Consider the following 14,213-nt stretch of genomic DNA (forward strand, 5'->3'; position numbering starts at 1 on the left):
TCAGAGCAGCCCGGCGTCGGCCAGGTACCGGCCGACCCGGGCGGTCTCCTCGCTGTTCAGCGGCACCTGAGGCAGCGCCGTGGTCGGGTGGTCGATGATCCCCCGCAGGTGCAGCGCCGCCTTGAAGGCGCCGAGCGCGGACGAGCTCATCCCCATCCGGTGCGCTCCCACGAACACGAGCTCGAACATCCGATGCAGCCGTTCCTGCTCCGTCCGCGCCGCCACCCAGTCGCCCTTGGTGGCGGCCTGGTACAGCCGCACGTAGCCGTCCGGGTCGACGTTGCCCAGGCCGGGCACGACACCGTCGGCGCCCATCCACAACGCCGAGTCGACGGTGAGTTCCGAACCGGTCAGCACGCTGAATCCGGTGACCTCCGGCCGGTCACGCCGACCGAGGAGGAGCCCTCGCAGGCCGGCGTCGTCGCCGCTGGAGTCCTTGATACCGGTCAGCACCCCGTCGGCGGCCAGCGCGAGCACGAGATCCGCGCCGAGCTTGGTGTGCACCGACACTGGCAGGTCGTACGCGTACAGCGGCAGGCCGATCCGGCCGGCGATGGTCCGGAAGTGCGTGTCGATCTCCAGGGGGTGGGTTCGGGCGTAGAACGGCGCCGTCGCCACCAGGCCCGCCGCCCCTGCCTCGGCGGCGACTCGGGCGTGGTCGAGCACCCGCGGGGTCGTCATGTCGATGACGCCGGCGAGCACCGGCACCTGACCCCCGACGTGACCGATCACCGTGTCCAACACGACCCGCCGGTGCGAGTCGGGCAGGAAGGCCACCTCCGACGAGGAGCCGAGCACGAACAGCGCGTCCACGCCGCCTCGCAGCTGGTGGTCGACGAGACGGATGAGCGAGCGGGTGTCCACCTCGAAGTCGGGGGTCAGCGGGGTGCACACCGGGGGGATGACGCCGGAGAGTGCGGCGGCGTTGGTCATGGATGCTCCTGTGCTTGGTTGATCAGTTCGACGTCGGTGGCGCCGCCCGGAACGGGATGGTGACAGCGGAATACGTGCCCGTCCGGCAGGCCCTGCACCGCAGGAAGGTCGCGGGCGCACGTGTCGTCCGCCTTCCAACATCGGGTGCGGAACGGGCAGCCGGACGGCGGCCGCGTCGCCGAGGGCACCAGACCCGACAGCGGAATCGGGTCGATCGGCGATAACAGGCCCGGGGTCGCGGAGAACAGCGCCCGGGTGTACGGGTGCCGGGCCTGCCGGGGCACGGACCGCGCGGGTGCCTGCTCCACGATCCGCCCGAGGTACATGGTGACCACCCGGTCGCTCATCCGCCGCACGGTCTGGATGTCGTGCGAGACGAAGACCATGGCGAGCCCGAGCTGGTCCTTGAGGTCCAGCAGCAAGTTGAGGATCTGGGCTCGCACCGAGACGTCCAGCGCGCTGGTCGGCTCGTCCGCCACCACCAGGCCGGGCTTCAGGGCCAGGGCCCGGGCGATCGCGACCCGCTGCCGCTGGCCGCCGGAGAGCTGGCCGGGCAGCAGGTCAGCGGAGCTGGCCGGCAGACCGACGAGGTCGAGCAGTTCGCGTACTCGCCGCTCTCGCTCGCCCGGTGCGCCGCGCCGGTGCACGTCCAGCGGGTCCCGCAGGATCTGCCGGACGGGCAGCCGGCGGTTCAACGCGGTGGACGGATCCTGGAACACCATCCCGGTGGTGGCGCCGATGGTCCGCCGGCGTCGCGACTCCGGCGTCGACCACACGTCCTCGCCCCGGAAGCGGACGGTCCCGGCGGTCGGGCGCTGCAGCGCGACCAGCACCCGGGCGAGCGTCGACTTGCCACAGCCCGACTCGCCCACGATTCCGACGGTCTCCCCAGCCTTGACGGTGAGGTCGGCGCTGGTCAACGCGTACACGCGGTCGCGTGCGAAGAGACCACCCGAGCGGGCACGGTGGACGACGTGCACGTCGGCGAGTTCGAGCAGGGGAATTCCCTTCGGTTCGGTCGGGTTCACCGGGCCTCCGTTCCCGCCGTGAGCGGCTGGGTGAGCGCGATCGCGGGGTGGTGGCACGCCGCCGCGTGGCGGCGCTGGTCACCGGCCAGTTCCGGGGCGACGGTGCGGCACACGTCGGTCGCCATGGGGCAGCGGTCGGCGAACCGGCAGCCGGCCGGGAAGTCGGCGGGGGACGGGACGACGCCGCGGATCTGGGACAGCCGGGCCGCGCCGGCCTCCAGCGACAGCACCGAACCGAGCAGGCCGCGGGCGTAGTGGTGGGCGGGTGCGCCGACCAGTTCGGCGGTCACCCCCGTCTCGACGATCTGCCCGCCGTACATCACCACAACCCGGTCGGTCACGTCGGCGACCAGGGCGAGGTCGTGGGAGACCAGGATCAGCGCGAAGCCGAGTTCAGCCCGCAGCCGCAGCAGCAGCTGGATCACCTGAGCCTGCACCGTCACGTCCAGCGCCGTGGTCGGTTCGTCGGCGATGATGAGCTTCGGGTCCCGGGACAGCGCCATGGCGATGAGGACCCGCTGCCGCTGGCCGCCGGAGAGCTCGTGAGGGTAGGCGGAGAGCGTCCGGTCCGGGTCGAGCCCGACCAGTTCCAGCAGCTCATTCGCCGTACGCCGGCCACGCCGGCGGATGAGTTGCTTGAGCTGGGCGCGAACGGTCATCGCCGGGTTGAGCGACGAGAGCGCGTCCTGGTAGATCATGGCCAGGTCATGGCCGAGCAGCCGCCGTCGCGCCGCGCGGGGCATGCGGAGCAGGTCGGCGCCGGCGAACCGGATGGCACCGCTTATCCGGGCGTCGTGCGGCTGCAGGCCCATGACGGCCAAAGCGGTCAGGGACTTGCCGCAGCCGGACTCCCCCACGAGCCCCAGCACCTCTCCGGGCCGGACGTCGAAGGAGATCCCGTCGACGATGTCCACCCCGTCGTGCCGGCCGTCGAAGCCGATGGCAAGGTTCTCCACCTCGAGGATCGGGGGGCCCTCGGGCAGAGGGCGGGCCCGCTCGGAGAGCCGGCGAGCCGCCTCGGCGAGCCCGGGCAGTTCAGTGACCTCACCCGATCCGGGTCGGGCCTGCTCGATGGTGTCGACGTCGCCGGAGCGGCGGGCCGGTGGGCGGCGGCCGGCGGGCGTGGCCCAGGCGTCGGAGATGCCCTCGGACAGGATGTTCAGGGCCAGCACGGTGAGGAGGATCAGCAGGCCGGGGAAGACGGTGGCCCACCATCCGCCGAGCAGCACCAGGTTCTTGCCGTCGGCGATGACGCTGCCCCAGGAGGGGTCGGGAGGGCGGACGCCCGCGCCGATGAAGGACAGCGACGCCTCGAACACGATCGCGTCGGCGACCATGACGGTGCAGAAGACCAGGATGGGTGCGGCGCAGTTGACCGCCACGTGCCGGACGAGGATGTACGGCGTAGGGGCGCCGATGATCTCTTCGGCGGCGACGTAGTCCTCGCCGTACTGGGCGAGCACGTTCGCCCGGACGATACGGGCGACGGGCGGGGTGTTGAGGAACCCGATCGCGGCCACCAGGACGCCGACCCCGCCGCCGAAGACCGCGACCAGGACGGCCGCCAGGGCGATGCCGGGGAAGGCCATGATCACGTCCAGGACGCGCATGACCCCTTCGTCCACCCACTTGCGGGAGGTGGCCGCGAGGGCCCCGATCACGGACCCGGCGAGCAGCGCCAGGCCAGTCGCGCCGAGCCCGATGAGCAGTGACCACCGGGCGCCATGCAACAGGCGGCTGAGGATGTCCCGGTTGGCGCTGTCCAGGCCCATCCAGTGGGTGGCGGAGGGCCCGCCGCCGGCGGAGTGCTGGGTCAGCGGGGAGTGCGGCGCGATGATCGGGGCGAGCAGGGCGGCGAGGGCGACCACCACCAGGATCCCGAGCGCGACCCAGGACAGGGGCGGGAGCCGGCGGAATCCGATGCCCGGTCGGGTCAGCCGTTCGGTGAGTCGTCGACGCATCAGCCGGCACTCCTCAGACGTGGATTGACCAGTAGGTAGAGGACGTCGACGACGAGATTGACCACGACGAAGCCGGTGGCGATGGTCAGCACGACGCCTTGCACCACGGCCGGGTCGCCGTTGGTTACTCCGTCGATCATCAGCTTCCCCATGCCGGGGAGGGAGAAGATCGTCTCGATGACCACCGCGCCGCCGAGGAGGTAGCCGACCCGCAGGCCGAGCACGGTGAGGGGATTGATCAGCGCGTTGCGCAGCACGTTCCGGCCGACCACGACGACGGGCGGCAGGCCGCTGCCGATCGCGGTGCGTACGTAGTCCTTGTCCAGCTCCTCCACCATCGACGTCCGGACGATCCGGGTGAGCTGAGCCGCGACGGGTAGCGACAGGGCCAGTGCCGGCAGGGTCAGGGAACGCAACCAGCCGGTGAAGGAGTCGGCCGGGTTGATGTATCCGCCGGTGGGGAAGAGGCCGGCGTCGACGGCGAGGTACTGGATCATCAGCAGGGCGAGCCAGAACGACGGTGCGGCGACACCCGTCAGCGACAGCACCCGGATCAGCTGGTCCGGCCAGCGGTCCCGGAAGATCGCCGCGGTGACGCCGAAGAGCAGGGCGGTGACCACGCCGATCAGCAGGCCGAGGAAGGTCAGTTGCAGGGTCAGCGGCAGCGCGGTGAGCACCGAGTCCAGCACGGGTGACTTGGTCAGGACGCTGGTGCCCATGTCGCCCTGGGCGAGGTCGCCCACGAACCGGAGGTAGCGGATCGGCAGCGGATCCAGGAGGCCGTTCTCCAGTTGGAACTGATGGACCTGTTCCGGTGTGGGGTTCGCGCCCTGGAAGTACGCGTACTCGGGCTTGTTCTCTGAGAACCGCATGACGATGAAGACGAACAGGATCACGCCCAGCAGCAGCGGGATCAGGATGAGCAGGCGGCGGACCAGCATTCTGGCGATGACTGCCACGGGTGTGACTCCTCGGCGGGTGGGACCGGGCCGGAGGTGCGGCCGGGCGGGCGGCGACGGTCCGGCCGCCGCCCGCCCCGCCGTCAGACGCGCTCCGCTTGGAGCAGGTTGATGCCCGGGTAGGCCTGCGGGCGGATGCTGGTGAGCCGCTTCGGGTCCCAGGCGGTCATCAGTTCGGTGTGCACCACCGGGTAGAGGACGGCCTGCTCGGCGATGACGTCCAGGTACTGGTGCGTCAGCGCGAGCTTGCGGGTCTGGTCCGGCTCCCGGGTCGCCTGGTCCATCAGCGCGAAGAGGTTCTTGGCCTCGGTGCTGCTGTCCCACTTGGTGTACTTCATCCAGGTGCCGCCTGGGGTGTAGTTGTAGCGAAGGATGAGGTCGGCGTCGAGGCCGAACTGGTTGGGGTTCGACGCGGCCGCGACGACCTGGTAGTCCTGCGACTGATCCATCTTGGTGAACAGTGCGCTGGTGTCCTGCGGCTGGAGGGTGGTCTTGACGCCGATCGCGTTCCAGGAGTTGGCGATGGTGGGTAGGCAGTCGGCGATCCAGCTGACGTTCACCGCCATGAGGGTGACCGACAGGTTGGTGACGCCGGCCGCGGCGAGCAGGGACTTCGCCTTCGCCGGGTCGTAGCCGTAGACAGTCTTCGCCTTGGCGTACGAGGGGTTCTGTTCGTTGAGGAAGCTCGTGGACGCGCTGCCGTGGCCCTTGAGCGCCACGTCGATCATCTTCCGCGTGTCGATGGCGTAGAGCAGCGCCTGCCGGACCCGTACGTCGTCGAACGGCTTGGCGCCGGTGTTGAACATCAGGAACATGTGGTTCATGCCCTTGCCGCCCTCGACGGTGAGCCCGGACTTCTTGAGCTGGTCGATGTTGGCGTAGGGGATGTTGTCCGCGATCTGCGCCTCGGCGGACCCGCCGGAGATCTTCGCGACCCGGGCGGAGCTGTCGACGATCGACAGCCAGTTCATCTTCTTGAACCGCGCCTTGCGAGGCCCGTTGTAGTCGGCGAACGCCTCGAAGGTGGTGTTCGACTTGGGGTTGTGCGCGGTGAGTCGGTAGGGGCCCGAGCCGACCGCCTTGCCGCCCTTCGCGGCGTCCCAGCCGCCGGCGGCGCCGAACACGTGCTTCGGCATGATCTTCGCGATCGAGAGGCGGCGCAGGGCATCGGGGAACGGGAAGTGGAAGACGAGTTCCACGTTCCGGTCGTCGACCCGCTTCACCTCCTTCAGCCAGGAGCGGAAGAAGGAACTGACCAGGGTGGACTTGTCGAGCACCCGGTCGAAGGTGAAGAGGACGTCGTCCACGGTGACCTGCTGGCCGTCGTGCCACTTCGCGCCCTCGCGCAGAGTGAATCGCCAGGTGGTGGCCGCGGTGTCGGTGGGCAGCGCGGTGACCAGCGCGGGGTAGGGTTCGCGGCTGACCGGGTCGGTCTCGACCAGCCCCTCGTAGATGTGGTTGTTGGCGGCCATGGAGAACGCCGACGCCGTCATCGTCGGGTCCCAGCTCTGGTCGTTGCCGTAGCCGATGACCGCGGTGACCAGGTCCTTGTCGGTGCCCGCGCCCACTGAACTGGTGGACGCCGGGCCGGACTGGCAGGCGGAGATGTTGGCGGTTACGACAGCCGCCGCGCCGAGCATCCCGCTGAAGCGCAGGAAGTCGCGGCGGCTGTGGTGGGCGCGGGATACCGGGGCGCTCACGGTGCCTCCTACCGAGTTGAGGTGACTGGCGTTACTGCTAGGACGTGGGACGTTCCACATCCCACCTCCCCGGTTAGGATGGAGGCTAGAGTGACCGTGGCGACCGGGTCAAGGGAATGAGTCGGACAGGTTTCCCGGAGGTTTCGACCTCGTCTGGCCCGATCGGCCGACCGCCGGCCGCCCTACGAGTCATAGGATGTCCAGCGGAAGGTTGAGCCTGACCATGAGTGTTGCCGACCGTCCCGTCCGCCCTCGAACGAGTCGCGCCGCCGAAGCCAGAGAGGCGGTGAAACGGCTGATCCTCGACCGGGGCCTCGGCGTGGGCGACGCATTGCCCACCGAGTCGGAGCTGATGCGGGAGCTCGGCATCAGCCGCAACTCCGTCCGGGAAGCGATCAAGGCGTTGCAGGCCGTGGGCATTGTCGAGATCAAGCACGGCTTTGGCATGTTCGTCGGGCAGATGTCCCTGGGCGGACTGGTCGACGAACTGGCCTTCCACGGCCGGATCACCCCCGCCGGCGGCGGTCACCAGCTCGGCTACCTCATGCAGGTCCGGGAGGCGCTAGAGAGCGGCCTGGTCATCCAGCTCATCCAGTGGCACCGCGAGGCCGATCTGACGGCCGCGGTCGAGGTGCTGGACCAGATGGAGGCCGAGGCCCGCCTCGGTGCCGTTTCACCGGAGATCGACCGGCTCTTCCACGACGTGCTCTACCTTCCGCTGCGCAACCCCCTCGTCGGCCAGTTGCTGGGCGCCTTCTGGGACGTGTACCACCAGCTACGGCTGGACCTCGGCGCGCCGACCGAGTCACCGCAGGAGGTCGTGCACCGGCACCGGGTGATCCACGAGGCCGTGGTCGCCGGCGACAAGGAGGCAGCGGTTACCGCGGTGCAGGCCCACTTCGACGGCGTACGCGAGCGGCTGGCACGCCTGCGAGGCCGTTCCTGACCCGCCGGCACCCCGGCCGGTCGTTCAGCGGGTCGGCTCCGGGTCGATCACATCGGCGACGGTCGCGCCCAGCGCCTCGATCGCCGCGTCCGCCTCCAGCGCATTCGTGGCCGGCGCGGGTGTGGGACACGTTCCGGACCCTGGGCCGGAGGGTGCGATGGCCTCTCCGCCGGCGCCGTCCGAACCCTCGCTGGTACCAGGCCCGAGCACAATGTCATTCATGGTCGCTTACCCAGAGGCCATAAGGATCATTCGGTTGTCCACAGGTGCTGAGTATCCACCGAGATGGTGCCGCGACGAGTTGATCGGTCAAACTACCCCTTTTGAAGTACCTCGACAGGGACGGCGCCACGTCCCACCTACTGGCGAGGGAGAGCAGTCATGACCGGGGGTGGACGCCGCCGAACACGACGCACGGACCGGCAGACGCCACCGGACCACCTCGCCGGTGTCACTGGCCTCGTCGGCGCGGTGGCCATCCTCATCGCGGCCGTCGCAAGGCTTGCTGACCGCAGCCGCCCCGCTCATGGAGAGTCCCTGATGGCCGCGGTCGAGGCATGGCTGCTCGGCGGACCCGCCGACGACCGCATGTCTGGCTCCTGGGCTCTCGGGTATCTCGCCCCCTCCTAGGCGACTCAGACGGCGCCCTGGCACACAGCCACCGCCGGGCGCAGACCACGCAGTCTGGCTGATATGCAGGTGCATCCAGCTTTCGAAGCCCGGAGGTGTCGTCATTGCAGATGGTGTCGCGGGCCAGGCCGCGGCTCGGGCCGGCCGGTTGCCGTCAGCTGCGCCGGTACTTCACGGCGTCGGCGATGACGTACCCGTCGGCGTTGTCGCTGAGTTGCACGTAACCGTTGATGCCGGCGGCGAAGGGGAAGGTGCCGAGCGAGACCCATTCGCCGCCGCGCGTCTCAGGTGTGCCGCGCAGTTTCTGGTTGACGAGCACGTTATCGGTCCCTTCGGCGTGGTGCACGATATAGGCCGCGTTCGTGGCCGGTTGGACGCGGCGGTGTCGGAGACGAGCACCTCGTATCGGTCGCCGCCGGGCAGGGCCGGCCGCCATCGCACGACGTTGCCGCCGGTGCCGGCGGGGCGCGAGAGGTAGTTGCTGCCGTAGTAGCCGGACACGCCGGTGCCGGCGGACCAGCTACCGAAGACGATCTCGAAACCCAGTTCGGCGTTGTCGACAGTCACCTCGTCGCGGATGTCGGGACGGGGCCCCTCGACCAGACTGAGTTCGTCGAGTGAGATGAGCCGCCCGCCGCGCCGGCCGGAGCTCACCGGGGTGAAGCGGATCCGATGCCGGCCGGGCCGCAGTCGTACCGGGCCGAGGAACAGGATGTCGTAGCCGTCGGCGCTCTCGGCCGCCGTATCAACGGTCGACCGGTACGACTCTTCGCCGTCGATGGTCACGGTGACCACTCCCCCATCGACCGGCCGGTAGTAGCGCAGGACCGCGTCGTACTCACCGGCCCGCCCGACGGTGAAAGGGTATTCGACATAGTCGCCGACGGCGGCCGGGGTGAACACCGCCCGGGCACCGCCGCGCGCGGTCGGCTCCCGTACGACGGCCACGGTCCCGTTCGACCGCACCGCCCCGCGCACCGTGGCTGGTCACCCCCGCGACTCTGCTGCGGTGGCACCGACGCCTGATTACCCGGCACTGGACACACCCCCACGTCGGCCGTCCACCGATCGACCCGACCGTAGTGGACCTGGTGATGCGGATGGCCCGCGACAATCCCGGCTGGGGCTACCAGCGTGTGCAGAGAGAGCTCCGGAGTCTGGGCTATAGGGTCGGCGCGTCCACCGTCCGCCGCATCCTCAAGCGTCTCCGCATACCGCCAGCGCCGCTGCGTCGCGACAACGTCACCTGGCGCCGGTTCCTACGCACCCAGGCATCGACAATGCTGGCCTGCGACTTCTTCCACGTCGACTGCGCGGTCACCCTGACCCGGCTGTACGTGTTCTTCGTCCTCGAGGTCGGCACCCGCTACGTCCACATGCTGGGCGTGACCAGCAACCCGGACGGGCCGTGGACCACCCAGCAGATCCGCAATCTGCTCCTGGATCTCGGCGACCGGGCCGACCAGTTCACGTTCCTGATCCGGGATCGGGCCGGGCAGTTCACCGCGGCTTTCGACGCGGTGCTCGCCGACGCCGGCATCACCGCTGTCAAGATCCCGCCACGGGGTCCGCGGGCCAACGCCTACGCCGAACGGTTCGTGCTCACCGCCCGCACCGAAGTCACCGACCGGATGCTCATCTTCGGTGCCCGCCACCTGCGGCACGTCCTACGTACGTACGCCGCGCACTACAACGGGCGGCGGCCACACCGGGCCCTGCACCTCACTCCCCCACGATCCACCCAGCCCGCCATCAACGCGCACCACCGACGAGTCGCTCGCCGACCGGTCCTCGGCGGCCTAATCAACGAGTACGAGCGCGCCGCTTAACAGCAGGCCAGGGCCGCGACCGAGTTTTGAAACCCCACAGCCTGCTGCTGTTCCCGCTGGCCACGCTGATGCCGGGCCTCGCCGCGATCGCGTCCTTGATCCTGGTGATCGTCCTGATGGTCGCGGCGGAGGAGTTGGCCATCCGACGCCAGGACGGCGACGCGGTCCGCGACTCAGCCACGATCAGGTCCGAGGATCGGACGGACCAGGGACCCGAGCCAGCGCCTGAGACCTGACGCCGCGCTGCTCGGCTCGCCGGGCCAAAGGCTCCAAGAGGCGGCCGAGCCGTCGGGTCCGCTGTGCGGACGGCCGGGGCCGGCTAACCGGTCCCGGCCGCCCGCGTGCTGGCTGCCGGCGAAACTACCGGTCGAGCGGCTCGATCCAGATGTTGCGGTACTGGACCGGGTTGCCGTGATCCTGCAGCCGGACGGCGCCCGTGGCCGGACCTTCGGGCCGGCTGCCACCGGTCGGGCCGAGGATCTCGACGTCGTCGTGCACCGTGACGCCGTTCCACACCACGGTGACGCGCGGGTTCTCGACCTTGTTGCCGGCCGCGTCGTAGCGGGCCTGCCGGTAGTCGATGTCGTACGTCTGCCAGGTCCGCGGCGGCAGCGCCGCGTTCACGTCGGGGGCCTTCTGCGTGTAGATGGCCGCGGAGTCGTTGGTCTGCGGCGGGTCGATGCCGAAGGAGTCCAGCACCTGGATCTCGTAGCGGTCCTGCAGGTACACGCCGCTGTTGGCGCGCGCCTGGCCGGTCACGTCCGGCGGGTAGAGCGGCAGGTTGAACTCCACGTGCAGGCGGAAGTCGCCGAAGGCCTGCACCGTGCGCAGGTCCCCGTTGCGCACCGTCATGGCACCGTCCGCGACCGCCCACTCGGGCTCGCGCCCGTCACTGTGCTGCCACTCGGTGAGCTGGCCACCGTTGAACAGCGTGATGCGCTTGCCGTGCGGCCGGACGGCCAGCACGTCGAGGTTCACGTGCCCGGAATCCGCGGCCTCCTTGCGGTACTCGACCAGGTTGCGACCCTTGATTAGGCGCACCCTGGTGCTGACGGTGCCCCATTCCTTCCAGGTCACGGTGGAGGGGAAGACCGTCTGCTCGACCCGTTCCCCGTTGACGTACAGGCTCAGCTGCTTCTCGCCGGAGTAGGGGTTCGGGCCGTTGCTGTAGCGCATCGCCAGGTCGTACGTCCCGGCCTCGCGCACATCGACGGACATGCGGGTCGACGCGCCGTCGCCGGCGAACCCGGCGGCGAAGCCGGCGCCGGAGTAGGCGGCGTGGTCGGTCGCCATGCCGACGCCGACCGTACGGCCCTCCTCGGCCTCGAAGAAGGTCTGCGGCTGCACCACCCGGCCCGGGATCTCGTTGAGCGTGTACCAGGCCTCAGTGTTCCACAGCTCCTCGCCGCCGGCGGACGAGAACGGACGCGGGGAGCGAACGTGCACCACCCGGTTCTCCTTCAGGCCCGGGATCTGGAGCTTGACGGTGCGGCCGTCGGCCGACAGTTCGGCCTTGGCCACCTTGAGCGTCTCCAGCTCGAGCTTCGGACCGCCGTACTGGCTCGTCGCACCGTAGCGCCACTGCGTCACCTGGTACGCCTCGGCGAGATCCTGCGCGGTCTCGGCCGACAGCGGCTTGGTGTACTCCAGCTCGAACCCGACATGCGACGCGCGCATCTGCTTGACCTCGAAGACCGAGGTGCCGTTGGGCGTGAGCTTCTGCAGGCCGTAGGTGAGCTTGCCCTCCTGGCCCCAGTTGCCGCCGGCGCCCAGGCCACCGGTGTAGAGCGCGCCGTCGGGGCCGAGGGTGACCTCGTTGACGCCGGCCTCCAGGCCCTGCGTGTGCCGGAACACCGCGCCCTGGTACTGCCCCTCGATCTTCTCGAGGAACACCCGCTGCAGGCCACCGTAGGTCACGTCGCCGATGACCAGCTGCCCCGCGTACGGCCCCTTCTTCAACAGCACGGGAGTGGACGGTGAGTTGCCGATCTCGTTCTGCGGAATCCAGACGATGGGACGCGTCACCGGCTTGTCGTCGAACGGGCCCTCGGGCGTCGTGTAGTGGTTGTAGAACGCCCCCTGCTGGATCTGGACCAGCTTGGAGGCGGGCAGCCAGCCGCCCTGGTTGTCGGTGACGAAGACCTCGCCGCGCGGGCCCCACCCGATTCCGTTGGGGGTGCGCAGCCCTCCGGCGACATAGGTGATCTCGCCGGTCTTGGCGTTCACCTTGATCGAGGTTCCGCGGTTCGGCGCGGGCTGGGGCACGGTGGTGGCGCCCCCCTGGTTGATGGCGACGGACAGGTTGAGGTAGAAGTACCCGTCCCGGTGCAGCAGGCCGAACGCGAACTCGTGGAAGTTGCCGCCCCAGGGCCAGGTGGCGACCGTGCGGCGGTCGTCGGCGAGGCCGTCGCCGTCGGTGTCGCGCAGGGCCGTCAGCTCGTGCTTCTGGCTGACGTAGACGGTGCCGTCGACCACCGCGACGCCCTGGGGCTCGCGTAGCCCGTCGGCGAACTTGCGGTAGGTCACCTGCTCGGGGCTGGTCTGGCCGGTGACGCCCTCGACCAGGTAGACCTCGCCGGTCGCGTTGTCGGTGCCGCCCCAGGTGGAGATCACCAGGTCGCCGTCGGGCCGGAACGCCATGCCGGTGACCTGCGGCTGGAGCCCTTCGGGGCGCAGGTCGGTGAGGGTGTAGCCCGGGTGCACCCGATCGAGCGGCAGGCCGTCGCCGGCCGAGTCGGTGGCCCCCTCGCAGTACTTCCATCCCGGGGCGGTGACGCGTACGACGCCGGCGTCGGTGCTCAGGGCGGAGTTCGGTACGAGCTCGAAGTTGGCCGCCCCTGGGCGGCGCCATTCGAGGCGCAACACCTGGCCGCCGCCGTTGTCGAAGAACTCGAGGCGCATTTGGTGCAGGCCGGCGCTGAGGGTGGTTGAGCCTTCCTTGGAGGTTTCGCCGTGCAGCCCGTCGTGGTCGACGACCCGCTGATCGCCGATCGTCAGCCGTGACCCGTCGTCGCTAATGAGCCGGAATGTGTAGTCGCCATCGACCGGCGCGGCGAGGTTGGCGATGACGTGGCTGATGAACCGGTCGGAGAGCCCGAACTCGTCGGTGGTGGTCCAGTTGATCTGCGGCATGAGCTTGTCGACGTTCGGCGTCTGCGCCGGCTTGAGGGTGCACAGCGCCGACAGCGCAGCTCCCATGTCGTACGAGCGCAGGGTGACGCCGGGTTCCTGGGGCGGGACGTCGGCGGCGACGGGTGCGGCCGTCGCCGGGGCGAAGGGGGCTGCGGCGAGCACGGTCGCCAGAGCGGCCCCTGCGGCCACGAGCATGGATCGGCGGCGCCAGCGCCGCCGGTTCGGTGCGGTCATGGTTCCTCCTGTGGGTGCGGGTCCCGGCCTGGAGGGAGCCGTGCCACGTCCTCCCGAGGGCCGGCCAGTACGGGTCTCGCAAGACGAAAGATCGATCGCAGACACTATCACTTTAGATCGATACAACCGAACTTCTGCATGCCCGAATAAAAGTCGCTCCTATGGGGCCACGAACCCGCCGATCTCGCCCTGGGCCCGCCGTCGTAGGGGCGGCGGATCGGCCGGTTACCGTTGCCGGTGTGCGAGCGGCGGAGTCGGGCGAGACGATCGGTTTCTCGGTGCTCGGCTCGGTCAGTGGTTGCACGACACCTACGGACTGCCCCGGGATCTGGTCGATGGTCCGCTGGGCCGGCGAGCTGAGCGGGGGTCGGGCCCTCGGTTACGGTGGCCATGAAGGGGGGGTGGGCCATGGCTCCGGAGGTGTCGCCGCGAAGGGCCAGGGCCGTGCTCGTCGCGCTCTCCCTTGCCGCGTTCGCGTTCATCACGACCGAACTGCTGCCCGTCGGCCTGCTGACCCACATCGCACCCGATCTCGATCGGTCCCGCTCGCAGGTAGGTCTGCTGGTCAGCGGGTACGCCGTCGTGGTCGTGCTGGCGTCCGTGCCGCTGGCCCGGCTGACCCAGCTGATCCCCCGGCGTCAACTGCTCGGCGGCGCGATGCTCCTGTTCGCCGCCGGGAACGCCACCGCCGCGCTCGCGCCGACGTACGCCGTGCTGGCGGGCTCCCGCCTCGTGACCGCCCTCGCCCAGGCGCTGTTCTGGTCCGTCGCCACGGCGACCGTGACCGGGCCCTTCCCGGTCGCGGTGCGCGGCCGGGTGATAGCGCTGTTCGCGACCGGCGCGACGCTCGCCCCGGTGCTC

At 69.9% G+C, this 14,213-nt stretch carries 12 protein-coding genes; 4 read left to right on the forward strand and 8 right to left on the reverse strand.

Going from position 1 to position 14,213, the window contains the following annotated elements; genetic code table 11:
- The 5 genes from ABZV00_RS34100 to ABZV00_RS34120 form a co-directional block, all read right to left on the reverse strand.
- Nucleotides 1–933: a dihydrodipicolinate synthase family protein gene (locus ABZV00_RS34100; protein ID WP_355613840.1), complete on the reverse strand. Its 933-nt coding sequence runs from the start codon at nt 931–933 to the stop codon at nt 1–3.
- Nucleotides 930–1,961 (reverse strand): ABC transporter ATP-binding protein, encoded by a 1,032-nt coding sequence (locus tag ABZV00_RS34105; RefSeq protein WP_355613842.1) that lies wholly within the window; start codon nt 1,959–1,961, stop codon nt 930–932. Before ABZV00_RS34105 ends, ABZV00_RS34100 begins: the two co-directional genes overlap by 4 nt.
- Nucleotides 1,958–3,922 (reverse strand): dipeptide/oligopeptide/nickel ABC transporter permease/ATP-binding protein, encoded by a 1,965-nt coding sequence (locus tag ABZV00_RS34110; RefSeq protein WP_355613844.1) that lies wholly within the window; start codon nt 3,920–3,922, stop codon nt 1,958–1,960. Before ABZV00_RS34110 ends, ABZV00_RS34105 begins: the two co-directional genes overlap by 4 nt.
- A complete protein-coding gene (locus ABZV00_RS34115) occupies nt 3,922–4,881 on the reverse strand; it encodes an ABC transporter permease (protein ID WP_355613846.1) in 960 nt (319 codons plus the stop codon). Before ABZV00_RS34115 ends, ABZV00_RS34110 begins: the two co-directional genes overlap by 1 nt.
- A gap of 83 nt (nt 4,882–4,964) precedes the next feature.
- On the reverse strand, nt 4,965–6,581 hold the full coding sequence (locus ABZV00_RS34120) for an ABC transporter substrate-binding protein (RefSeq protein WP_355613848.1): 1,617 nt from the start codon (nt 6,579–6,581) through the stop codon (nt 4,965–4,967).
- 223 nt (nt 6,582–6,804) lie between these two features.
- Here ABZV00_RS34120 and ABZV00_RS34125 point away from each other — a divergent pair, with 223 nt between their 5' ends.
- Nucleotides 6,805–7,527 carry an FCD domain-containing protein gene (locus ABZV00_RS34125; protein WP_355613850.1) on the forward strand — a complete coding sequence of 241 codons (723 nt, stop codon included), beginning with the start codon at nt 6,805–6,807 and terminating at the stop codon, nt 7,525–7,527.
- A 24-nt stretch (nt 7,528–7,551) separates the two neighbouring features.
- Here the strand turns inward: ABZV00_RS34125 and ABZV00_RS34130 are convergent, their stop codons facing one another.
- Nucleotides 7,552–7,749 (reverse strand): hypothetical protein, encoded by a 198-nt coding sequence (locus ABZV00_RS34130; protein WP_355613852.1) that lies wholly within the window; start codon nt 7,747–7,749, stop codon nt 7,552–7,554.
- Between the two features lie 579 nt (nt 7,750–8,328).
- Entirely contained in the window at nt 8,329–9,123 is a 795-nt protein-coding gene (locus ABZV00_RS34135) for a hypothetical protein (RefSeq protein WP_355613853.1), read from the reverse strand.
- 134 nt (nt 9,124–9,257) lie between these two features.
- Here ABZV00_RS34135 and ABZV00_RS34140 point away from each other — a divergent pair, with 134 nt between their 5' ends.
- Entirely contained in the window at nt 9,258–9,986 is a 729-nt protein-coding gene (locus ABZV00_RS34140; protein ID WP_355613856.1) for an integrase core domain-containing protein, read from the forward strand.
- Nucleotides 9,987–10,012: 26 nt separating this feature from the next.
- The gene (locus ABZV00_RS34145) at nt 10,013–10,222 is read left to right on the forward strand and encodes a hypothetical protein (RefSeq protein WP_355613858.1); all 210 of its coding nucleotides are present in this window, start codon (nt 10,013–10,015) and stop codon (nt 10,220–10,222) included.
- Nucleotides 10,223–10,346: 124 nt separating this feature from the next.
- Here the strand turns inward: ABZV00_RS34145 and ABZV00_RS34150 are convergent, their stop codons facing one another.
- A complete protein-coding gene (locus ABZV00_RS34150; protein WP_355613860.1) occupies nt 10,347–13,352 on the reverse strand; it encodes a family 16 glycoside hydrolase in 3,006 nt (1,001 codons plus the stop codon).
- Between the two features lie 408 nt (nt 13,353–13,760).
- On the opposite strand from ABZV00_RS34150, the gene ABZV00_RS34155 reads away from it, so the two are divergent.
- Nucleotides 13,761–14,213: MFS transporter (locus tag ABZV00_RS34155; protein WP_355613862.1), on the forward strand; the 453-nt coding region annotated here is incomplete at its 3' end.

The sequence above is a fragment of the Micromonospora sp. NPDC005173 genome, from assembly GCF_040608515.1.
Classification (GTDB): Bacteria; Actinomycetota; Actinomycetes; order Mycobacteriales; family Micromonosporaceae; genus Micromonospora.

Excerpts from the sequence above, each read along its gene's own strand:
- ABZV00_RS34100 (WP_355613840.1), bottom strand. The coding sequence starts at position 933 with ATGACCAACGCCGCCGCACTCTCCGGCGTCATCCCCCCGGTGTGCACC.
- ABZV00_RS34110 (WP_355613844.1), bottom strand. The coding sequence starts at position 3,922 with ATGCGTCGACGACTCACCGAACGGCTGACCCGACCGGGCATCGGATTC.
- ABZV00_RS34125 (WP_355613850.1), top strand. The coding sequence starts at position 6,805 with ATGAGTGTTGCCGACCGTCCCGTCCGCCCTCGAACGAGTCGCGCCGCC.
- ABZV00_RS34130 (WP_355613852.1), bottom strand. The coding sequence starts at position 7,749 with ATGAATGACATTGTGCTCGGGCCTGGTACCAGCGAGGGTTCGGACGGC.
- ABZV00_RS34140 (WP_355613856.1), top strand. The coding sequence starts at position 9,258 with ATGGCCCGCGACAATCCCGGCTGGGGCTACCAGCGTGTGCAGAGAGAG.
- ABZV00_RS34150 (WP_355613860.1), bottom strand. The coding sequence starts at position 13,352 with ATGACCGCACCGAACCGGCGGCGCTGGCGCCGCCGATCCATGCTCGTG.